General features: G+C 65.1%; 17 protein-coding genes. 12 read left to right on the top strand and 5 right to left on the bottom strand.

The features are described 5' to 3' along the window. The first annotated feature begins 64 nt into the window (after positions 1 to 64). From ISG32_RS16740 to ISG32_RS16750, 3 genes are read left to right on the top strand one after another with little or no spacing between them, the layout of a single operon-like run. Positions 65 to 1,258 (top strand): efflux RND transporter periplasmic adaptor subunit, encoded by a 1,194-nt coding sequence (locus ISG32_RS16740; protein WP_228529878.1) that lies wholly within the window; start codon positions 65 to 67, stop codon positions 1,256 to 1,258. A gap of 12 nt (positions 1,259 to 1,270) precedes the next feature. Next, on the top strand, positions 1,271 to 4,423 hold the full coding sequence (locus ISG32_RS16745; protein ID WP_194772156.1) for an efflux RND transporter permease subunit: 3,153 nt from the start codon (positions 1,271 to 1,273) through the stop codon (positions 4,421 to 4,423). Between the two features lie 17 nt (positions 4,424 to 4,440). Next, entirely contained in the window at positions 4,441 to 5,877 is a 1,437-nt protein-coding gene (locus ISG32_RS16750; protein ID WP_228529879.1) for an efflux transporter outer membrane subunit, read from the top strand. A 14-nt stretch (positions 5,878 to 5,891) separates the two neighbouring features. On the opposite strand, the gene ISG32_RS16755 is transcribed toward ISG32_RS16750, so the two are convergent. The 3 genes from ISG32_RS16755 to tssA are packed head-to-tail and all read right to left on the bottom strand — an operon-like array spanning position 5,892 to position 10,188. After that, a complete protein-coding gene (locus ISG32_RS16755; protein WP_194772157.1) occupies positions 5,892 to 6,689 on the bottom strand; it encodes a PP2C family protein-serine/threonine phosphatase in 798 nt (265 codons plus the stop codon). After that, positions 6,686 to 9,088, bottom strand: a complete 2,403-nt coding sequence (gene tagH, locus ISG32_RS16760) for a type VI secretion system-associated FHA domain protein TagH (RefSeq protein ID WP_194772158.1) — start codon at positions 9,086 to 9,088, stop codon at positions 6,686 to 6,688. Before tagH ends, ISG32_RS16755 begins: the two co-directional genes overlap by 4 nt. A 56-nt stretch (positions 9,089 to 9,144) precedes the next feature. Then, entirely contained in the window at positions 9,145 to 10,188 is a 1,044-nt protein-coding gene (tssA, locus tag ISG32_RS16765) for a type VI secretion system protein TssA (RefSeq protein WP_194772159.1), read from the bottom strand. Positions 10,189 to 10,482: 294 nt separating this feature from the next. On the opposite strand from tssA, the gene tssH reads away from it, so the two are divergent. From tssH to ISG32_RS16780, 3 genes are read left to right on the top strand one after another with little or no spacing between them, the layout of a single operon-like run. Next, positions 10,483 to 13,269 (top strand): type VI secretion system ATPase TssH, encoded by a 2,787-nt coding sequence (gene tssH, locus ISG32_RS16770; RefSeq protein ID WP_194772160.1) that lies wholly within the window; start codon positions 10,483 to 10,485, stop codon positions 13,267 to 13,269. Positions 13,270 to 13,322: 53 nt separating this feature from the next. Beyond that, positions 13,323 to 14,045: a hypothetical protein gene (locus tag ISG32_RS16775; protein WP_228529880.1), complete on the top strand. Its 723-nt coding sequence runs from the start codon at positions 13,323 to 13,325 to the stop codon at positions 14,043 to 14,045. Between the two features lies 1 nt (position 14,046). Further along, a complete protein-coding gene (locus ISG32_RS16780) occupies positions 14,047 to 14,619 on the top strand; it encodes a hypothetical protein (RefSeq protein ID WP_194772161.1) in 573 nt (190 codons plus the stop codon). A gap of 23 nt (positions 14,620 to 14,642) precedes the next feature. Here ISG32_RS16780 and ygfZ read toward each other — a convergent pair whose 3' ends face one another. Then, positions 14,643 to 15,563 (bottom strand): CAF17-like 4Fe-4S cluster assembly/insertion protein YgfZ, encoded by a 921-nt coding sequence (gene ygfZ, locus ISG32_RS16785; RefSeq protein WP_194772162.1) that lies wholly within the window; start codon positions 15,561 to 15,563, stop codon positions 14,643 to 14,645. A gap of 45 nt (positions 15,564 to 15,608) precedes the next feature. Between ygfZ and mltG the strand changes: the two genes are divergently transcribed. The 6 genes from mltG (at position 15,609) to ISG32_RS16815 (ending at position 20,628) form a co-directional block, all read left to right on the top strand. After that, entirely contained in the window at positions 15,609 to 16,610 is a 1,002-nt protein-coding gene (mltG, locus tag ISG32_RS16790) for an endolytic transglycosylase MltG (RefSeq protein ID WP_323745948.1), read from the top strand. 318 nt (positions 16,611 to 16,928) lie between these two features. Beyond that, entirely contained in the window at positions 16,929 to 17,588 is a 660-nt protein-coding gene (gene tmk, locus ISG32_RS16795) for a dTMP kinase (RefSeq protein ID WP_194772164.1), read from the top strand. Then, entirely contained in the window at positions 17,585 to 18,601 is a 1,017-nt protein-coding gene (locus tag ISG32_RS16800) for a DNA polymerase III subunit delta' (protein ID WP_194772165.1), read from the top strand. Before tmk ends, ISG32_RS16800 begins: the two co-directional genes overlap by 4 nt. Positions 18,602 to 18,629: 28 nt before the next feature. Beyond that, complete coding sequence (locus ISG32_RS16805; protein ID WP_194772166.1) at positions 18,630 to 18,989, top strand: PilZ domain-containing protein; 360 nt, start codon at positions 18,630 to 18,632, stop codon at positions 18,987 to 18,989. An 83-nt stretch (positions 18,990 to 19,072) separates the two neighbouring features. Next, positions 19,073 to 19,885: a TatD family hydrolase gene (locus ISG32_RS16810; RefSeq protein WP_194772167.1), complete on the top strand. Its 813-nt coding sequence runs from the start codon at positions 19,073 to 19,075 to the stop codon at positions 19,883 to 19,885. Beyond that, on the top strand, positions 19,882 to 20,628 hold the full coding sequence (locus ISG32_RS16815) for an ankyrin repeat domain-containing protein (protein ID WP_194772168.1): 747 nt from the start codon (positions 19,882 to 19,884) through the stop codon (positions 20,626 to 20,628). The genes ISG32_RS16810 and ISG32_RS16815 overlap by 4 nt, the downstream gene beginning before the upstream one ends. Before the next feature lie 110 nt (positions 20,629 to 20,738). Here the strand turns inward: ISG32_RS16815 and msbA are convergent, their stop codons facing one another. Continuing rightward, complete coding sequence (gene msbA / locus ISG32_RS16820; RefSeq protein ID WP_194772169.1) at positions 20,739 to 22,532, bottom strand: lipid A export permease/ATP-binding protein MsbA; 1,794 nt, start codon at positions 22,530 to 22,532, stop codon at positions 20,739 to 20,741. Positions 22,533 to 22,573: the final 41 nt, after the last annotated feature.

Here is a 22,573-nt window from a genome sequence, read left to right on the forward strand (position 1 = left end):
CTGTCAGATGGCCTCGTTTGCATGCTCTTTTTCCGGCAGGCGGCACTTCAGCCGCCTTTCTTTTTTGTCGCTTGCGCTGATCACCGCAGGGCTGGTGACGGGCTGCGGCAAGCAGCCACAGGCGGCGCAGGGGCCGGGAGGTTCCGGTGCTCCGGGCGGGGCGGGCGCCGCGCCGGTGGCGATGGTCAGCGTGCAGCCGGTGGTGGCGCGGCAACTGGTGATGGAGCAGTCGCTCGTGGGCCGCACGGCGGCGCACATGGTGTCGGAGGTTCGGCCACAGGTCGGCGGCATCATCTTGAAGCGGCTGTTCACCGAGGGCCAGAACGTGAAGGCCGGGCAGCTGCTCTACCAGATCGATCCGCGCACCTACGAGGCCAGTCTTGAGAGCGCCCGGGGCCAGCTTGCGCAGGCCGAGGCGGCGGTGCTCGCGGCCAAGCCCAAGGCCGAGCGTTATCAGAATCTCGTGAAGATCGACGCCATCAGCCAGCAGGAGGGCGACGACGCGGTCGCCACATTGCGCCAGAACGAGGCCGCCGTCGTGTCGGCCAAAGCCGCGGTGCGCGCGGCGCAGATCAACCTCGACTTCACCAAGGTGACCGCACCCATCAGCGGCCGCATCGGCACCTCGAGCTTCACGCCGGGCGCGCTGCTCACGGCCAATCAGGCAGACGCGCTGAGCACCATCCAGCAGCTCGATCCCATCTATGTGGACGTGACGCAGACCAGTGCCCAGCTGCTCGCGCTGCGCAAGCAGATCGCCAGCGGCGCGCTCAAGGCGGTGAACGGCCGCGTGCCGGTGAAGATCGTGCTCGAGGACGGCAGCGACTATGCCCATCAGGGAACGCTGGAGTTCATCGGCACGTCCGTCGACACGGGCACCGGCAACGTTTCGCTGCGCGCGATGGTGCCGAATCCCGAAGGCCTGCTGCTGCCCGGCACCTACGTGAAGGCGGTGATGCCATCGGCGGTGAACGACCGCGCGATCCTGCTCGCGCAAAGCGTCGTCACGCGCAATACCAAGGGAGAGCCCGTGGTCAAGCTGGTGGGCGAGTCGGGCAAGGTCGAAGAGCGGCTGATCCAGACCGGCGACGCGATCAAGGAGCAGTGGGTGGTCACCGGCGGCCTGAAGGAGGGCGAGCGGATCATCGTCGGCGGCGCGAGCAAGGCGCGCGCGGGGCAGGAAGCGAAGATCGTGGAGCCGGACGCCGCTCCGGTGCAGGCCCCCGCGAACGCTGCCAGCGCGGCCGGCGCACGTTGAGAGGGATCATCGATGTCACGCTTCTTCATCGACCGGCCCATCTTCGCGTGGGTCATCGCCATCGTCATCACGCTTGCGGGCCTGTTGTCGATCTCCACGCTTCCCGTGGAGCAATATCCGGACATCGCGCCGCCCTCGGTGTCGATCCGCGCCACCTACACCGGCGCATCCGCTGAAACCACCGAAAACTCTGTCACCCAGGTGATCGAGCAGAACATGACGGGCCTCGACAACCTGCTCTACATGAGCTCGAGCAGCACGTCGGCAGGCAGCGCGCAGGTCACGCTGACCTTCGCGTCGGGCACCAATCCCGACATCGCGCAGGTGCAGGTGCAGAACAAGCTGCAGCAGGCGCAGTCCAAGCTGCCCGAAAGCGTGCAGGCGACCGGCGTCACCGTCACCAAGTCCTCGGGCACCATCTTCATGGTGTTGGCGTTCCACTCGGAAGACGGCAGCATGGACGGCACCGACATCGCCGACTACATGTCGTCTTCGGTGAAGGATCCGATCAGCCGCGTGAACGGCGTGGGCAACGTGCAGGTCATGGGCTCAGAGTACGCGATGCGCATCTGGCTCGATCCCGAGAAGATGCGCACCTACTCGCTGATGCCGTCGGACATCTCCGCCGCGCTCAACGCGCAGAACGCCGACGTGTCCTCGGGCTCGCTCGGCGAGGTGCCCGCGGTGCAGGGCCAACTGCTCAACGCGACGGTGAAGTCGCGCAATCGCCTGCAGTCGGTGGAGCAGTTCAAGAACATCGTGCTCAAGTCCGACGGCAGCGGAGCCGTGGTGCGCCTGTCGGACGTGGCGCGCGTGGAACTGGGCAGCCAGTCGTACTCCACGGTCGGCAAGTTCAACGGCAAGCCCGCCGCCGCGCTCGGCATCGAGCTGGGTTCGGGTGCGAACGCGATGAACGTGTCCGACGCGGTCGAGGCCAAGCTCAAGGAGCTCTCGCCGTACTTCCCGAGCGGTCTCTCCTACAAGATCGCGCACAGCACCACGCCGTTCGTGAAGATCTCGATCCACGAGGTGGTGCAGACACTGTTCGAGGCCATCGTGCTGGTGGTGGCGATCATGTACCTGTTCCTGCAGAACTGGCGCGTCACGCTGATTCCCGCGATTGCGGTGCCGGTCGTGCTCATGGGGACGTTCGGCGTGCTGTCGGTGTTCGGCTATTCGATCAACACGCTGTCGATGTTCGCGATGGTGCTTGCCATCGGCCTGCTGGTGGACGATGCCATCGTGGTGGTGGAGAACGTCGAGCGGGTGATGAGCGAGGAAGGTCTCTCGCCGTACGAGGCCACGCGCAAGTCCATGGGCCAGATCACCGGCGCGCTGGTCGGCATCGCCCTGGTGCTCACGGCGGTGTTCCTGCCGATGGCCTTCTTCGGCGGATCGACGGGCGCGATCTATCGCCAGTTCTCGGTGACGATCGCATCGGCCATGCTGCTGTCGGTGCTGGTCGCGATGACGCTCACTCCGGCGCTCTGCGCCACCATGCTCAAGCCCATCGAAAAGGGCGGCCACGTCACGCCGCGCGGGCCGCTCGGGCGCTTCTTCTCGTGGTTCAACGAACGCTTTGACAGCATGTCGCGCGGCTATGCGGGCGGGGTGAAGCGGTTCACGAAGAACCGAACGGTCAGCCTCGTCGTGTTCGCCGCGATTCTTGCGGCGATGGCGCTGCTGTTCATGCGCCTGCCGACCTCGTTCCTGCCCGAAGAGGACCAGGGGGCCCTGTTCGTTCAGATCAAGCTGCCTGCGGGATCGACCCAGGAGCAGACATTGAAAGTGATGGATGCGGTGTCCGACTATGTGCGTGAGCAGCCCGAGGTGGACTCGGTGATGGCGGTGGCGGGCTTCAGCTTCTCTGGCAGCGGACAGAACGCGGGCATGGGCTTCATTCGTCTCAAGGACTGGAGCCTGCGCAAGGCCGATGCGAACGCCATCGGGCGGCGCATCACCATGGCGATGATGCAGCGCTTCAGCGATGCGCAGATCTTCGCGATTGCGCCTTCGGGCATTCCGGGGCTGGGTCAGAGCGCGGGCTTCACGCTGCAGCTGCTCGACCAGAATGGCGCGGGACATGAGGCGCTGGTCGCGGCGCGCCAGCAGCTGCTGGCGCTCGCGGCGAAAAGCACCAAGGTGCAGGCGGTGCGCTACGGCAGTCTGGAGGACGCCGCCACCTTCAACATCAACGTGGACGACGCCAAGGCCGGAGCGCTGGGCATCTCGCAGGGCGACATCAACAGCACGCTCGCCACCGCGCTTGGCAGCACCTATGTGAACGATTTCGTGAACCGGGGCCGCATCAAGAAGGTGTACGTGCAGGGCGATGCCGACGCGCGCATGCTGCCCGGCGACCTGAGCCGCTGGTCGGTGCGCAACGCCAGTGGCGCGATGGTGCCGTTCGCATCGTTCTCGACCACGAACTGGGGCAACGCGGCCGCCGCGCTCGCTCGCTTCAACGGCACGGCGTCGATGGAAATCAGTGGTCAGGCCGCGCCGGGCGTGAGCTCGGGAGAGGCCATGGCCGAGATGGCGCGCCTCGTCAAGGAGCTGCCCGGCGGCTTCGGCTACGCGTGGTCGGGGCTGTCGTTCCAGGAGCAGCAATCGGGCTCGCAGGCTCCGCTGCTCTATGCCGTGTCGCTGCTGTTCGTGTTCCTGTGTCTTGCGGCGCTGTACGAGAGCTGGTCGATCCCGTTCTCGGTGATGCTGGCCGTTCCCATCGGCATCGTCGGCGCGTTGCTGTTCACGGCCATGCGCGGTCTCAGCAACGACGTCTACTTTCAGGTGGGTCTGCTCGCGACCATCGGCCTTGCGGCGAAGAACGGCATCCTGATCGTCGAGTTCGCCAAGGAGCTCCAGGAGGAGCAGGGCATGTCGCTGATCGACGCCACGCTGCATGCCGCGCAGCAGCGTCTGCGCCCGATTCTGATGACCTCATTCGCCTTCATGCTCGGCGTGCTGCCGCTGGTGATCAGCAAGGGCGCGGGCTCGGGTGGCCGCCATTCGCTGGGCACGGGCGTGCTCGGCGGCACGCTGGCTTCCACGCTGCTGGGCATCTTCTTCGTGCCGCTGTTCTACGTGATCGTGCGCAGCGTGTTCAAGGCCAAGCCGCGTGCGTCGCAACAATCGTCCGAACAGAATCTGGTGGTGCAGCCATGAACGCAATGAACAGCAGGATGAACAGGATAAACAGGAAGAACGGCATGCGCGCCGTGGTCTGCGCGATGGCGCTTTTGCTCGGCGGCTGCGCCAGCATGGCGCCCGACTATGTGCAGCCCGCGCTGTCGGTGGCATCGGTCATCGGCGCCGGGGAGCATGCAGAAAATGCAGGAGGTTCGGGCGATGGGGCGCAGGAGCTGCCCGCTCTGCAGTGGGAGCAGGTGTTCGTGGATGCGCGGCTCAGGCAGGTGATAGAGCAGGCCGTGGCCCACAACCGCGATCTGCGCGTGAGCCTGTTGAACGTGGAGAAAGCGCAGGCGCAGTACCGCATCCAGTCGGCCGACCTGTTTCCGAGCATCGCGGCCACAGCCAGCCAGACGGCGGCGCGCAGCGCGGTGTCGGACACGAGCGGTGGCATGCGTGGCCAGGCCAGCCGTTCGGCGGGCCTGAGCGTGGGCTTCACGAGCTGGGAGCTTGACCTGTTCGGCCGCGTGCGCAGCCTGAAGAACGAGGCGCTGGAGAGCTATCTCTCGCTTGAGGAAACCGGCCGCAGCGCGCGCATCAGCCTGATCGCCGAAGTGGCGAGCGGCTGGCTGACCGTGGGCGCGTATCAGCAGCGCCTTGCGCTCGCGCAGGAGACGCTTGCAAGCCAGCGCAAGACGCTGGAGCTCACGCGCAACAAGCGTGCCTTCGGCGTGGCCTCGGCCGTCGACGTGAGTCAGGTCGAGACCAGCGTGGAGAGCGCGCGCGTCGATGCGGCGGGCTACGCCACGGCGCTCGAGCAAGCCCGTCACGCACTCGATCTGCTGGTCGGATCGCATGTGGGCGAGGACCTGCTGCCGTCGATGGCCAACGATGGCAGCGAGGGCGTGGCGCTCGCGGCGCTGCCGGATTCAATCGCGTCCACCACGCTGCTCAAACGGCCGGACGTGCTGGCCGCCGAACACGCGCTCAAGGCCGCGAATGCCGACATCGGCGCGGCGCGCGCGGCATTCTTCCCCAAGGTGTCGCTGTCCGTTTCGGCGGGGCGCGGCAGTGATTCGCTGTCCAATCTGTTCGACGTTGGCACGCGCACCTGGTCGTTCATTCCGAACGTCTCGCTGCCGATCTTCAATGCCGGTGCGCTCAAGGCTTCGCTCGACATGGCAGAGATCCAGAAGAACATCCAGATCGCGCAGTACGAAAAGAGCATCCAGAGCGCGTTCAGCGAGGTGGCCGACGCGATGAGCGTGCGCTCCCACATTGGCGAGCAGCTTGACGCTCAGCACGCGCTTGTCAAGGCGTCACAGACCAGCTACGAGCTCTCCGACGCGCGCTACCGCAACGGGGTAAACAGCTATCTGCAGGCGCTCGACGCCCAGCGCTCGCTCTACGGCGCGCGCCAGTCGCTGATCACGTTGCAGCTCAGCGACGCGGTGAGCCGGGTGAATCTCTACAAGGTGCTGGGTGGCTGACGGCCGAGCTGCACTCAGAGTCCCGGCGAGATGGTCTTCTCGCAACCGGAGGTGATCCATACGCCGGTGGCGGTGAAGTTGTCGTTCTCTCCGCTGCCGGTGCGCTCGACTTCTTCCATGAGGGTGTCGATCCAGGCCTGCACGCTGGCCGCGCGGCCCAGGCTGTCTTCGATGAAGGCGGTGTTGAGAATGCTCCAGACGCCATCGGTGCAGATCAGAAACGCGTCGCCGTCAGCCAGCGCCACGGGCGCGTCGAGCACGCTGGGCCCCACCTCGCTGCTCGCGCCCGCCGCGCCGAGCAGCACGTTGCGCTTGGGGTAGTTGGCCGCGTCCTCCTCGGTCATGAGGCCGGCGGAGACGAGGCTCTGCACCACGCTGTGGTCTTCGGTCACGGTGAGCAGTTCGTTGTCGCGAAACCAGTAGATGCGCGTGTCGCCCCAATGGCCCCAGAGCGCGCGCTGCGAGTAGGTGTCGATGCGCAGTTCGGCGATCGTGGTGCACATGCTCGACAGCTCGGAGTTCTTCGATTGCTCGAGCTTGATCGCGTCCGAGATCGCGACGATCTGGTGGGAGAACTCTTGCGGGTTGAAGCTCAGCGGGTTCTGCCGCACGGCCGCCATGGCCAGCGCCGCGGCATGCATGCCGCCCGCCGCGCCGCCCATGCCGTCGGCCACGGCGAACGAGATGACCTCGCCATCGCGCGCGTGGCAGTAGGCATCTTCGTTGTAGCTGCGGTCGCCCTGATGCGAGCGCGAGTAGTGGCTCAGGGCCACGGAATCCTCTTCGAGTGAAGCTGGCGGGGTGGTCGTCACTTCCTGGGTCCTTTTCTGTCGATGCTGTCCGTTTCGTTCTGGTAGGCACTGTGGAATTCGGTGCCCCAGGACGCGGGCGTCTGGTTCTTCATCTCTTCCTTGAGCCACTGGAAGCGGCTGCAATACATCTCCCACAGCCGCGCGCTGCGCTGTGCGGCGAACAGCGTGCGCTGGCGGCCCTGTGCGTCGAGCTGCTGCTCGATCTCCTGCGGATCGAAGCGCTCGAACAGCCGTTGCACGGCGGCCTGCGTTCCGGCCATCATGCCGACCTCGTGCGCGCGCAGATCGAGATGGGCGTTCTCGATGGCGGCCGGACCACTGAGAAAACCGGGCATGCGCGGGCCGAAGATCTGCGCCAGCGCGGCGGCGCCGGTGGGCAGGAACTTGAGCGGGTTGTTGGCCTCGGCGTTGATCAGCGTGACCGCGATGCGCACCTCCTGCTTGGCCGCAGCACGCGAGCTCAGCAGGTCCATGCAGCCCTGCACGCTGTTGCCGAGCATCTGGCCGATCATGAACATCATCTCGGGCGTGAGCTGCTGCGGATAGCGGCAGTCGTTGAGCCCCGCGCCGCGCTTGAAGGCGTCGAGCAGCTGCTGTGCGTTGTCGTCCAGCGGCGCCAAAGGCGGGGAGGGCGTTGGTTCGGTGGCGACCTGCGCTGGCGGAACACCGACAGGATGCGGGGTCAGCGAAGCCTCCTGCGCCTGAACCGGCGGAGCTGCCATGGGCGCAGCCACCGGCACCGCATCCAATCCCATCAGAGCGTTGTCGGGCGCGCCGCTCAGGTCAAAGAACGCGTCGAGATTCACCGCATTGGACGATGCGCCCGGTTGCCCGGATGGCGCTGCGGGGCTGTGGATCGGCTGGGGCGACGTGGCTGGCGGCGTCGTGGTCGTGGTCACATGCAGACCCTGATCCACGGGAGCAGGAGAGTCGGCGAAAGAGCCTCCGATCACCATGTTCGGCGCGATCGGTGCATTTTGCGCAAATGGGACGACTGGCGCGACAGGTGCGACTGGTGCGAGCGGGGCCAACGGATCCAGATCGGCCGGCAGGGCCGGGGCTTGTGAGAACGCCTGCAGCGGATCATCAACGCTGCCGCTTGTGGAGGCATCGTGCAGCGCACGCGGCGCACGGAAATAGGAGCCGAGCTCGGAGGTGTGATCGCTCTGCGTCTTCTCGCGGACGTTGGGGTTGCCGAACAGCATCTCGGGGTTGAGCGCGTCTTCGGTGCGCTCCTCGGAGAAGATGGCCAGCGGGTCCACGCGCGTCGATGCGTCCATGAAGGACTGGTGGTGCGCGGCCTGCAGCGGGTCGACGGTCATCGAGTCGATGGAGCCTTCGGTCGGCTGAAAGATCGCGTCGAGCGAGCGCTCGGGGAACATGTCCTTGACGTTGCCCGGATTGAGCAGGTCGCTGAGCGGATCGTCCATGTTGCGGGGCGACACGCCCCTGAGCGCCAGCGGATTGAAATCGTCCGGAATGACGTTGGCGGTAGCGCTGCCGCGGGGTGCATGCCCACCGTGATGGAGGGGATGGGCTGGCGCATTCGACATGTGGGAGTCGATGGGCGCACCCATCAGGTCGGCAAAGGGATCGCCGACGCTGTGGTTTTGGATGGGTGCACGCATGGGCTGCGGCGTCGGCAGCGACGCCATGGCGAACGGGTCGTCCGGCAGGTGCTCGTGGCCCGTCTGGGCGGAGGGCGCGAACGGCGTGGCGGCTGCATCCGGTGCCACGGGCGCGCCGAGCAGGTCATCGAACGGGCCTTTCATCACCGAGGCGGGGCTGGGCAAATCGGCGTAGTTGGGCGCTGCGGTGATGGCGGGCACAACGGCAGGAACGGCTGCCGGAACAGCTTCGGCCGCCGTCGCAGTGGCGGGGGCAGGGATGAGCGGCTCGGGAAACGGGGAGTGCTCCACCGGCGACAGTGCCGAAGTCTGCAGTGGATCGAACGAGGCCAGCGGATCCATGGAATCGAGTGGGCTGGGCGTTTGCGGGATAGCTTCCTGCAGCGGCGCCGAGGCGGCTGCGCTGACGGTGTGCGCGGCGACCGTTGCTTCGGCCATTGTGGGCGCCGCGCTGGCCAGCTGTTCGACGTCGATGAGGTAGTTGCCCGTGCGCCACTCTTCCTTCGCGCCGATCACCGAGCGGCCGCCCGGGCCGAGTTCGCGGCCGTTCACGTAGATGGGGTTGGAGGTGCTCGCGTTGAGCAGGTGAAACGCGTTGTTCTCCCAGACGATCTGGGCCTGGATGCGTGAGATTCTGCGCATCGGATCGACCAGCACCATCTGGCAGCGCGGGTCGCGCCCAAGCGTTCCACCGGCGGTGTCAAACAGGCCCTCGATGGGCGGTGGCGTTTCGTTGGCGTAGGCCGCCTGGGCTTTCAGGCGCAACTGCATTTCAAATCCTTTCGTGGTGCCCGCAGCTCATGCGGTCGTGCACTCGAGTCCATGGTTCAAGCATCCTGCGAAGGGTCCACTCCGGTGATGAACGACGCCTGGTTCAGGCCGTCGGGCGCCATTTCCTTGAGGATGTCCATGAAATTCATCTCCATGAACTTCATCGCGCGGCGGATCAGAAACGGGGCCGGGCTGGTGGGCTCATTGATCTCGAGATAGCGGCTGACCAGTTCGAGCTGACGCACCGCCTCCTTGCGGGAGTTGATGCCGCCCACGCCCTTGACCGCCGAGCCCGCATGCGTGCCGCCTGCGGGCGCATCGGCGTCTTCCGAAGGGGCTGCGGTGCTTTCTGTCGCCGCCGACGTACCCTGCGCCAGAAGCGTCGAGATCTTTTGCAGCGGACGCACCAGCATGTTCAGATCGGGCTGGTATTCCGAGCCCATCTGCTCGGCGTAGTGCTTTTGCAGGGCGTTGATTTCGGCCACGATGCGGTTCGGCAACTCGAGCATCGGAGCGTCGTCCGACTTGCGCACGTCGGCCACGATCTGCTCGAGCTGGGCATCGGTGATGGTCACGCCGTTGATGTCGAGCGAGCCATATTCCAGAAGGCGCTCGAGGTCCTTGACCGTGAACACGCCGAGATGGCTGTTGAGCACCACGCTTTGGCGGATGTCCGAGGTCAGTCCGTCGACGTCGGCGAAGTTGCTCAAGGCGCTGAAGCGGATCTGCGGATCGGCCTCGCCGTCGATTTCGAGCTGTGGATGCAGCGTCTGCCAGAAATTTTGTGACACTGTGTTCACGCTGGCGATGCCGTAATGCAGGCCAGGCAGCCCGTGCAGCCGGGTGAGCGCGCGCGTGAGCGGCAGCAGCACGCGCAGGTCGTGCGTCTGCGCGGACAGCTCGCTGGCGAGCTTGAGCATCAGTTGCCAGTCGGGCTCCTTGCCCGCGATCACCGTGTCGCCGTACTGCTGCTCAGCCGTGGCGATGGCCGCGGTTTCGAGTTCGGCAAACTTGGTGTCGTATTCGGTGTCCCTCCCGGATGGGGCTTCCTCGGAGATGGGTGTTGTCCAATCCACACCGATGTTGAAATCTTCCACCATTCTCTCCTATCGACTCGACGAGTGTCATTTCTATATGCTATCTTCCATGATAGTGTATGTGTGTGAAATCGTGATGATGTAATAGATTGCATTAATGCAACGAGGTTGTACGGGAGGATGACGAAATCCCGGGCAAAGGCCGTTTCCGGTGGCTCGAAGTGCGCCGGAGCTGTCTCGCTGCACACGATGGCACCGCGCACAGAGCTTTGTGGGAGGGCGGTCTGGCAGTTTGCGCACCGGGTCCGGTCCTTTGGCAGCGCGCTTCATTTTTGGTCGTGGTCTCTTGAGGTACTGATGTCTGAAATTAGTCGTAACCATTTGTTTGGCAAGCTCAACACCCAGATGTTCCGGGCCGCCGAGGCCGCCACGGTGACGTGCAAGCTGCGTGGCAATCCCTACGTGGAACTGGTGCATTGGGTGCATCAGATCGTGCAGGACCAGGACTCGGACTTCCGGCAGGTGCTCAAGCACTACCAGCTCAATCCGGCGACGCTGGAAAAGGACATCACCGCCGAACTCGACCGCCTGCCGCGCGGCGCGACGGCCATCGTCGATTTCTCCGAGCACATCGATACCGCCATCGAGCGCGCCTGGATCTACGCGACGCTGCTTTATGGCGACGATGTGATCCGAGGCGGCTATCTGCTGGTGGGTCTGCTCAAGACCACCAATCTGCGCGCCGTGCTGCACCGCATGTCGCCGGAATTCCGCAAGCTCCAACCCGATGCGGTGGCCGCCGATCTGGTGCAGATCATCAAGTCCTCGCCCGAGGAAAACCAGCCGGCCAGCGACGGCAGCGGCATGTCGGGCGGCGCGCAGGCCGGTGAGGCCAGCCAGGCCGTGGGCAGCGCCAGCGGCGCAAAGGGCAGCGCGCTCAAGAAGTATGCGGTGGACCTGACCGAGAAGGCGCGTCAGGGCCAGCTCGATCCGATCACCGGGCGCGACGACGAGATCCGCCAGATCATCGACATCCTGCTGCGCCGTCGCCAGAACAACCCCTTGCTGACCGGCGAGGCGGGCGTGGGCAAAACGGCGGTGGTGGAAGGCTTTGCAGCGCGCGTGGTCGCCAACGACGTGCCGCCGCCGCTGCGCGACGTGTCGGTCTACACGCTTGACGTGGGTCTGCTGCAGGCGGGCGCGAGCATGAAGGGTGAGTTCGAGCAGCGCCTGCGTCAGGTGATCGACGAGGTGCAGGCCAGCCCGGGCAAGATCATTCTGTTCATCGACGAAATCCACACGCTGGTGGGCGCGGGCGGCGCGCAGGGCACGGGCGACGCGGCCAATCTGCTCAAGCCGGCATTGGCGCGCGGCAACCTGCGCACCATCGGCGCGACGACCTGGGCCGAGTACAAGAAGTACATCGAGAAGGACCCGGCGCTCACGCGGCGTTTCCAGACCATTTTGATCAACGAGCCGAGCGAGGACAAGGCGGTGGCGATGCTGCGCGGCGTGACAGCGCAGATGGAGGCCCACCACAAGGTGCTGATTCTGGACCGCGCCATCGAATCCGCCGTGCAGCTCTCGCACCGCTACATTCCCGCGCGCCAGTTGCCGGACAAGGCGGTGAGCCTGCTGGACACGGCCTGCGCGCGCGTCTCGCTCACCCAGCATGCGACGCCCGTGCAGGTCGAGGCCATCGAGCGCGAGATGAGTCTGCTGAACACCGAGCGCGAGATTCTGCTGCGCGAGGAGTCCATCGGCATCGGCCATGCGGATCGGGCGGGCCAGATCGCCAAGCGACTGGACGAACTGACCTCGCTGCTCAAGGAACATCAGCAGCGCTGGGAGGCCGAGCACGCGCTGGTGCAAAAGGTTTTTGAACTCCGCAAGAAACTCAATCCGCAGGCGGCGCTGGGCAGCCTGTCGCCTCTGCCGCATCTGCAGGAGAACGAGGCCGCCGCCGAAAGCAGCGCCAACACGGCTGCCGCGGCTCACGCGGTCGAGCAGATTGCTGAAGCGATCGAGCCCGCACCGGAGTTGAGCGAGGAGGAGCGCCTTGCGCTCAAGAAGGAACTCGAAGCCGCGCAGAGCGAGCTGCAGCAACTGCAGGGCGAGCATCCGCTGGTGTTGCCCGCCGTGGATGAACAGGCCGTCGCGACCGTGGTCTCTGAATGGACCGGCATTCCCGTGGGCCGCATGGTCAAGGACGAGATCGCCGCCGTGCTGCGTCTGGCCGACACGCTGGGCAAGCGCGTGATCGGACAGGACCACAGCCTGAACACCATCGCCCAGCGCATCCAGATATCGCGAGCGCAGGTAGAGGATGCATCCAAGCCCATCGGCGTGTTCATGCTGGTCGGCCCGAGCGGCGTCGGCAAGACCGAGACCGCACTGGCTCTGGCCGAGTCGCTCTACGGCGGTGAGCAGAATCTCATCACCATCAACATGAGCGAGTTCCAGGAGGCGCACACGGTCTCGACCCTGAAGGGCGCGCCTCCGGGCTATGTGGGCTATGGCGAGGGCGGCGTGCTGACCGAGGCCGTGCGCCGCAAGCCCTATAGCGTGGTGCTGCTCGACGAGGTGGAAAAGGCCCACCCGGACGTGCACGAGATTTTCTTCCAAGTGTTCGACAAGGGCTTCATGGAAGATGGCGAAGGGCGGCTCATCGACTTCAAGAACACGGTGATCATCCTGACGTCGAACGTCGGCACCGATCTCATCATGAGCATGTGCAGCGACCCCGATCTGCTGCCCGATTCGGCCTCGCTCGCCACGTCGATGCGCGAGCCGCTGCTCAAGGTGTTCCCGGCCGCGTTCCTCGGCCGCCTCACCGTCGTGCCGTACTACCCGCTCGCTCCCGACATGCTGGCGCGCATCGTCGCGCTCAAGCTCGGCCACATCCAGCGCCGCGTGTCGGACAACCACCAGATCACCTTCGAGTGGGACAAGCCGGCGGTGGATGCGATCATGTCGCGAGCGACCGACATCGAATCGGGCGGCCGCATGGTCGACGCGATTTTGTCCAACCACGTGCTCGCGGGCATCAGCCGCGAGATCCTGCATCGCACGATGAACGGCGAGCCGCTGCATTCGGTGAAGCTCACAGCCAATGACAAGGACCTGACGCTTGAATTCGCATGAGAGCCTGTTGACGATTTCTGCGCGAACAAGCATGAACTCAAAGGAGTGACGCCATGACGGTATTGATCGTTCCGGGAGCCGTGGGCAACACCAGTTCGCAGCGTGAGTGGTTCCACAGCGCGTTTGCGCATGGCTGCTCGGCGGACGTGCAATCGTGCGTGCCTACCGGTGCGCTGAACGTGCTCGCGCTCAATGCCGCAACGCCCGCAGCCACGCAGGCGGAGGCGCAGGCGGCCGCTCCGGCGGTGGCCCAAAGCCGGCTGAGCGGGGCGGCATGGGTGGCGGAGTTCCCCACCAGCACCTCGACGGAAGACCTGACCGCGGGCTTTCGCGACGCCGTCAACTCCTTCATCGCGGCGATCAATGCCGCGGGCGGCAGCGTCAGCATCTCGGCGACCTATCGGCCGCTCGAGAGAGCCTATCTCATGCACTACGCGTGGGACATCGCCAAGGGCACGATACAGCCGGACAAGGTGCCTGCCTACACCGGGGTGGACATCGAATGGGACCACGGTGACAAAACGAAGTCGGTCAACGCCGCGAAGGCGATGGTGTCGGCCTACGGCATCGTGCATCGCCCGTCGCTGACCACCAATCATGCAGGGCGCACAGCCATCGACATGAACATCAACGGCATGATCGGCAAGACGATCGTGGACGGCGCGAGCAAGAAGGTGACGATCAAGAAGGCCTCGGACCTGCACACGGTGGGCGCCAGTTACGGCGTGCACAAGCTGGTGAGCGATCCACCGCACTGGTCTGCGGATGGGCACTGACATGCGGTTCACATCGCGCCGGTGGGGCGCTTGCATCGCGGCGCTCGGGCTGGTCTCGATATCGGCGTCGATGTCGGCCTCGGCGCAGGTCGTTCCCGGCATCGTGTCGGTGAGCGAGGACGGCGCGGCGCAGCTGCATTTCACCAAGCCCCTGCCGCCCGATCAGCCGGTTTTCATTCAGCTGCCCGCCGGAAAGAAGGGGCAATTCAAATGCTGCGTGAAAGTCGACCGTGACGAACTCACCGAGCTGCCCCAGCCGTCCGAGAGCATCTCGGGCGGTTGCGGCGACGCGCCGGTCGGCTATGCGCTCAAGCATCGCCTGAAGGGCAAGTTCGAAGTCGGCTACGACGCCATCGCCGTCTCGGCGAAGCAGGCGTCGGCCACGGGGCCTTATGCACTCAAGGCCAGTACTGGTCGCACCGCCATGCGCGCGCATCTGTGCTACGGCACGGAAGGCGTCAACCTGATCGCCAAGTCCGGGCGCAAGGCGCAGACGCTGTACCGCTCGTTCGGCTACGAGGCCGAGGTCAGGCCGCAATGCAACGCGGCCGATCTGAAGGACCTGGGCGGTTGAATGGTGGGATGGTCAGGTGATGGTCAGATATCCGCGAGCAGCTCGTAGGGTAGCGGCTGCAACTGCAGCGCCGGACCGCTGACCGAGCCCGCGTGCAGCGGCTCCTGTGCGGAGGCGATCTGCAGCGACACCAGCGCGTCCAGTCCGCCATTCGGCGACGAGGCCACCTGAACCACGGTACCCACGGGCTGCTCGGCATCTCCTGCGTTGAACACCTCGGTGCCGATGGCCAGTTCGCTGGCGTCCACATGCGCGAGATAGGTGCGGCGCTTGAGCGTTCCCCGGAACTGGCTGCGGGCAACGATTTCCTGGCCGGGGTAGCAGCCCTTCTTGAAGTTCACGCCGCCGACCGACTCGTAGTTCACCATCTGCGGCACGAAGGCTTCGAACACCGGCTGGGTGAGCGTGGCGACGCCACTGCGCACCTCGCTCAAACTCCAGAGTTCGAGACTGAGCGGCTGGCCTTGGGGCGCTGACGAACCGGCGGGCGCGACCTGCAGCGCGCGCGGCTGGCCATCGGCGGGGTAGAGCTGGACGACGCTGGCGTCGCCTTGCGTGGACACGGTCCATGGCGCGGCATTGGCCGGGGCGGCGTTGCCAGCCAATCCGTAAATGGTGAAATCATTCGTCGCGTCGCTGAGCTTGGCTTTGGCACGCAGCACGAACATCGACAGGCGCTTCAAGGTCTGGGGCAGCAGATCGCGCGAGCAGATCAGCAGGATCTCGTCGGCCGAGCGCTTGATGCCGATGAAGCTGGCCTGCATGCGGCCCTTGGCGTTGAGAAAGGCGGCCAGACGCGCCTCGCCGGGCTTTTGCAGCGCGAAGTCCTGCGTCAGCTGACCGTGGATGAAACTGGCCGCGTCGTCGCCGATCACGCCAATCACGCCGAGATGTTCTAAGGGGGGTGTAACGCCGTCGAAAGGCACTGACGCAGTGTGGTTCATGGGTGAATTATGATGCCCCGTTCCATTCATTGAGTTGGTAGGGTTGTGCGTCGAATCTTCGTTTTATTGATGCTGTTGGCGTTGGCTGCTGCGGGCGCGGCTTATTGGTGGCTGCACGCGCCGTTGACGCTGCGCGCCAGCGACACGCCCGGCGAGGCGCTGGAGCTGGAGATCGAACCCGGCACCACGCCGCGCGGCGTGGCGAACGCGGCCGTGAAGGCCGGTGTCCAGACCGACGCCCGCCTGCTGTACTACTGGTTCCGCCTGTCGGGGCAGGACCGCCAGATCAAGGCCGGCAACTACGAAATTCCAACCGGGACAACGCCTTACGAGCTGCTGCAGAAACTCGCGCGCGGCGAGTCGACGCTGCGCGCTGTGACCGTGGTGGAAGGCTGGACCTTCAAGCAGATGCGCGGCGCGCTCGCCAAGGCCGATGCGCTCAAGCAGGACACGGCGGCCATGTCGAACGAGGACATCATGCGGGCGCTGGGCCGCGAAGGCGTGGCGGCGGAAGGGCGTTTCTTTCCGGACACCTATGCCTACGCCAAGGGCAGCAGCGATCTGGCCGTGCTCAAGCGCGCCATGCATGCGATGGACCGTCGCCTTGAAGCCGCGTGGTCGCAGCGCGAGTCGGACACGCCGCTCAAATCGGCCGATCAGGCTCTGGTGCTGGCCAGCATCGTGGAAAAGGAAACCGGCAGCGCCCAGGACCGCGCCGAGATCGCGGGCGTGTTCACCAACCGCCTGCGCATCGGCATGCTGCTGCAGACCGACCCGACCGTCATCTACGGCATGGGCGACAAGTTTGACGGAAATCTGCGCAAGCGGGACCTGCAGACCGACACCCCATGGAACACCTACACGCGTGGGGGGCTGCCGCCCACTGCCATTTCGCTGCCCGGCAAGGCGGCTCTGCTGGCCGCCGTGCAGCCTGCGCGGACCAAGGCGCTGTACTTTGTCGCCAAGGGGGATGGGTCCAGCCATTTCAGCGCCACCCTCGACGAGCACAACCGAGCCGTCAATCGATATCAACGCGGGCAGCGTTGAGTTTCTTGGTTCATCTTTGTGTGAACCTGCCTTTTCTTGATCTTTAGAATGGGCGGAGTTTGGGGCTTGCGCTGCCTTGGCGGCAGCGATTGGTCATTCGTTTGGAGGCGCCGATAAAGGCTTTCATGCGTTGTTGCGAAGCCTTGCCGTACGCTTGTACTGTCTGCGGCTTCGACGCCTAGCCTGAAAGCCTTTCTCGGCGTTGTGGTGGATGGTTCCGGCGCTCTGTGGCTTCGTTGGCCCGCTGCGGTTGAAGTCCGTATTGGGGCTTCTTGGGACTGGTATTGATTTCATGTTTGATTTGAAGAAGAACGAAAAATGAGCCAAGGTCTGTTCATTTCCTTTGAAGGCATCGACGGTGCGGGCAAGTCCTCGCACATTGATGCGCTGGCTCAGGCGTTTCGGGATGCGGGCCGTGTGGTCACGCTCACGCGGGAGCCGGGGGGAACGCCGCTGGCCGAGAAGCTGCGCGAGATGCTGTTGCACGAGGCCATGGATCCTTTGACCGAGGCGCTCTTGGCGTTTGCGGGGCGGCGCGACCATTTGCGGCTGGTGATCGAGCCTGCGCTGGCGCGCGGCGAGGTGGTGCTGTGTGACCGCTTCACCGATGCGACCTTTGCCTACCAGGGGGCCGGGCGGGGCTTTGACCGGAAGGTGCTGTCTTATCTGGAGGCGCTGGTGCAGACGGGCCTCGCGCCCGATGCGGCGCTGTTGCGCAATCCCGATGTGACGATCTGGTTTGACGTGCCGCCCAAGGTGGCGGCCGAGCGGCTCGCGGCGGCGCGGGCACCGGATCGGTTTGAGGCGCAGCCGGAGGCATTTTTCGAGCGTGTCGCGCAGGGCTATGCCGACCGCGCAGCGGGCGATCCGGCTCGGTTTGCGCGGATCGATTCGTCGCAGGACCGCGCAAGCGTTGCCCGGCAGGTGATGGCGGCGATGGCGGCACGCGGACTGTTGAAGGCGGGAGAGGGCGCATGAGCGAGAACGTCGTCACCCCTCATGTGGTCGCGCCCTGGATCGCCACGCAGCGCGATGCCCTGCTGGCCCAGCGCGGCCATGCCTGGCTGCTGCAGGGTCCTTCAGGCATGGGTCAGTTCAGTCTGGCGCTGGACATGGTGCGTGCCTGGCTTTGCGACGCGCCCACCGCACACGGTGCCTGCGGCCAGTGCCAGAGTTGCCACGGCATCGATGTGCACGTGCATGCCGACCTGTGCGTGCTCATGCCCGAGACGCAGATGATGGCGCTCGGCTGGCCGTTGCCCGAGAAGGCGCAGAGCGAGATTGATGACAAGAAGCGCAAGCCGAGCCGCGAGATCCGCGTCGAGGCGATGCGCGATGCCGTCGAGTTCTCGCAGCGCACGGCGGCGCGTGGACGCGGCAAGGCGGTGCTGGTCTATCCGGCCGAACAGATGAACCATGTGACGGCCAATGCCTTGCTCAAGACGCTGGAGGAGCCGCCCGGAGACGTGCGTTTCGTGCTTGCGACCGAGGCGGCGCATGAACTGCTGCCGACCATCCGCAGTCGCTGCATGGGCCACACCATGCAGTGGCCGGCCGAGGCGGAAATGCTGACCTGGCTGCAGACGCAGGGCATCGCCGCCGACACGGCGCAGTCGCTGTTGCGTGCAAGCGGAGGGCGACCCGAGGACGCGCTGGCGCTGGCCAAGTCTGGGCGCAGCCCGCAGGCATGGAGTCTGTTTCCCAAGGCGGTGGCGCGCGGTGATGTGTCCGCCGTCTCTGACTGGAGTCCGGCGCAGGCCATCGAGGCGCTGCAGAAGCTCTGCCACGATCTGCTGTCGGTGCAGGCGGGGGCCGAGCCGCGCTATTTTGCGCTGGCGGATCTGCCTCGTGCACCGGCCATGCTGCCGCTCACGCGTTGGGCGAAGACACTTTCGCAACAGGCGCGCACGGCGGACCACCCGTTCAACGGGGGGCTGATGCTCGAAGCACTTGTCGCGCAGGCGAAAAACGCCATAAACTCGAAGGCCTGAACAAGGCGTTACATACCTGACACCCGATATGAGCACACCTACCACCGCCGCCCGCCCCAGCGTGATGCAGCTGGTCATCAAGGAAAAGGCCGCGCTGTACGCGGCGTTCATCCCGTTCTTCGAGGATGGCGGCGTGTTCGTGCCCACGGCCAAGGAGTACCGGCTGGGTGACGACGTCTACGTGCTGCTCACTTTGCCTGACGATACGCAGCGTTATCCGGTTGCGGGTAAAGTGGCTTGGGTCACCCCGGCGCGCGCTTCCGGCAATCGCACGCAGGGCATTGGCGTGCAGTTCCCCAAAGACGACAAGTCCCGCCAACTGCGCGCCAGAATCGAAGAAATTCTGGGCTCCAGCCTCGGTTCGGACCGTCCGACGCAGACCATCTGACCATTGTTTGCACTGGGCGCTGCGCGCCGCAGCGCACCACGAGCCGGCAGCGAATGTGCCGGCTTTTTGTTTTTTGACGCGATATGTTTACCGACTCACACTGCCATCTCAACTTCCCGGAGCTGCTCGAGCGGCTCGTGCCCATCCGCGCCGCCATGGTCGAGGCCCAGGTGGACCGCGCGCTGTGCATCTGCACCACGATGGAGGAGTTCGAGGGCGTGCACCAGCTGGCGACGAGCTACGACAACTTCTGGGCCACGGTCGGCGTGCATCCCGACACCGAAGGCCTGACTGAACCGAGCCTCGACGATCTGCTGGAGCGCGCCGCGCTGCCGCGCGTGATCGCCATTGGTGAGACGGGGCTGGACTACTACGGCATGGAAGACCGCAAGGGCGGGCGCACCGTGGCCGATCTTGAATGGCAGCGCGAGCGCTTTCGCACCCACATCCGCGCGGCGCGGGCCTGCCGCAAGCCGCTGGTGATCCACACCCGCAGCGCGTCGGACGACACGCTGCGCCTGCTGCGCGAAGAGGGCGAGGACGGGGCGGGCAACCAGGCGGGCGGGGTGTTCCACTGCTTCACCGAAACGGCCGAGGTGGCGCGCGCGGCGCTGGATCTGGGCTACTACATTTCGTTTTCCGGCATCGTCACCTTCAAGAATGCCCAGCACCTGCGCGACGTTGCCGCGTTCGTGCCGATGGATCGCATCCTCATCGAGACCGACAGCCCGTATCTCGCGCCCGTGCCGTACCGTGGGAAGGTGAACAATCCTTCCTATGTGCCTTTTGTTGCCAAGCAGCTGGCGGAAGTGAAGGGCACCAGCGTGCAAGATATCGCCGAGGCGACGAGCCGCAATTTCGATGAACTGTTTCTCAAAGGGAGCAACGCAGCATGATCAACCGTCGGCAAACCATGCTCTGGCTGACCGCATCGTCCGCCGGACTGCTGTCCGCCTGTGCGCACGCCAGCGTCACTGACGATTTCTTCACCGCCATCATCCGCGACAACGCGAGCGGCATCACTTCGCTTCTGCAGCGCGGCTTTGATCCCAATACGCTCAGCCCCGAAGGTCAGCCAGCGCTGGTCATGGCGCTGCAGCGCGAGTCGCAGCGTGCGTTCGACGCGCTGATGCAGTCCAAGCGGATCAAGGTCGAGCAGCGCAACAAGAAGGATGAAAGCGCGCTGATGATCGCGGCGATCAAGGGCAACATCCCGGCCGCCAAGGCGCTGATCGCGCGCGACGGCGACGTCAACAAGACCGGCTGGACACCGCTGCACTACGCGGCCTCATGCACCACCGAACAGGCCGTGCCGATGATCCAGCTGCTGCTCGAGAACCACGCCTACATCGACGCTTCCTCGCCCAACGGCACGACGCCGCTGATGATGGCCGTGCGCTACGGCACGGCCGACGCGGCCAGACTGCTGATCGAGGAGGGGGCTGATCCGACCATCAAGAACGAAAAGGGTCTGACCGCTGTGGAGTTTGCTCAGCAGGCCGATCGCAACGACATGGTGCAGGTGGTGAACGACGCGATCCGCAAGCGCAGGCAATCGGCTTCGGCGCGCAAGCCGAATGCCGCGGCTCCGGGTGCGCCAGCGGCACCTGCAGCGCCCGCTCAAAAGGGAACTTGGTAACCAACTGCACATCGGATCCTGAGTCCGACGTACGTAAAACGGGCCATGCAGGTTGACTGCATGGCCCGTTTTTTATGTCGAGGTTGGCGTGAAATGCCGTAGAAAACGCGTCAGTTGTGAACCGGTGAATGGGCCTGCAGTCGGGCATAGAGTCCGCCCAGCGCCATCAGCTCGGCATGCGTGCCCTGCTCGGCGATCTGGCCGCGCTCCATCACCACCACGCGGTCGGCGTGCTCGATGGTGGACAGGCGGTGGGCGATGACGAGGGTGGTGCGACCGCTCATGAGGCGCTGCAGGGCTTCCTGCACCAGACGCTCGGATTCGGTGTCGAGCGCCGAGGTGGCCTCGTCCAGAATCAGGATGGGCGCGTCCTTGTAGAGCGCGCGTGCAATCGCCAGACGCTGGCGCTGCCCACCGGAGAGCTGGGTGGCGTTGTGACCCACGACGGTGTGGATGCCGTTCGGCAGCGATGCCACATGGCCCGCCAGATTGGCGGCCTTGAGGCAGTCGTGTACGCGGGTTTCGTCCATGTCCGAGCCCAGCGCGACGTTGGCGGCGATCGTGTCGTTGAACATCACCACGTCCTGGCTCACCATCGCGAACTGCGAGCGCAGCGAAGGAAGGTTCCAGTCCTTGAGCGGCACCCCGTCGAGGGAAAGCTCGCCGGAAGAGGGGGTGATGAAGCGCGGCAGCAGATTCACCAGCGTGGTCTTGCCGGCACCCGAGGGGCCGACCAGCGCGACGATCTCGCCCGCCCTGATGTCGAGCGACAGGCGGTTGAGGGCAGGCATCATGTCCGATTCAAACGACACGGTCACATCGCGCAGCGAGATGCTGCCTTCTGCGCGTTCCTTGCGGTAACTGCCGCCTTCTTCGGTCTGTGTGTCGTTCAGCAGCATCAGGCCGCGTTCAAGCGCCGCGACGCCGCGCGTGATCGGGTTGGCCATGTCGGCGAGGCGCCGGATCGGCGCGATCAGCATCAGCATGGCGGCGATGAACGATGCAAAGCCGCCGACGGTCACATCGGTGGTCGCCAGATTGCCATGGCTTTGCCAGAGCGCGATGCAGAGCACGGCCGACAGCGCGACCGAAGCCAGCAGCTGTGTGAGCGGCGTCATGGCGGCCGAGGCAATGGTGGACTTGATCGCCAGCGTGCGCAGATTGCGGCTCAGCACGCTGAAACGCTTTGTCTGGCCTTCCTCGGCACCGTGCAGGCGCACCATGCGGTGGGCGAGCACGTTTTCTTCGACCACGTAGGCAAGATCGTCGGTTGCCTGCTGGCTGCTCTTGGTGAGCTTGTAGAGGCGGCGCGAGAGCGTCTTCATGATCCACGAGACGGCGGGGCCCATCACCAGCACGATCAGCGTGAGTTGCCAGTTGAGGTAGATCAGGTAGGCAAAGAGGGCCACGGCGGTGAAGCCGTCGCGCGAAATGCCCATCAGCGCCTGCACCAGCGCGTTGAAGCCGGTCTGCACCTCGTAGACCACGGTGTTCGAGAGCGCACTGGCGGACTGACGCGAGAACAGGCTCATGTTGGTCACCAGCAGCCGTTCGAACAGCTGGGTGCGCAGTTTCAGCATGCCTTCGTTGGCGATGCGGGCGAGCGCATAGGCGCCGCAGAACTGCGCGAGACCGCGTACAAAAAACAGTCCTATCAAAAACAGGGGAACCATCCAGAGACTGAGTGATCCTTGAGTGAAGCCCTGATCAAGCAGTGGTTTAAGCAGCGCCGGCATCAGGGGTTCCGTGGCAGCTCCCACCAGGGTGGCCACAAGGGCGATAGCCCAGCCCAGACGCTGGTTTCCAAAGTAAGGCAGCAGCCGCTTCAGACGTTGCAGAAGTGACAAGGATTGAGTGGAGCCCGGCAAATTTGTTTGCACAGCGCTATGATTCGGGGATTGCATTGAGGGCGGATTCTAAGGCTCAGCGTTGTTTACAGATTTCA

This window comes from Diaphorobacter caeni (assembly GCF_015354245.1).
GTDB classification, from domain to species: Bacteria; Pseudomonadota; Gammaproteobacteria; order Burkholderiales; family Burkholderiaceae_C; genus Diaphorobacter_A; species Diaphorobacter_A caeni.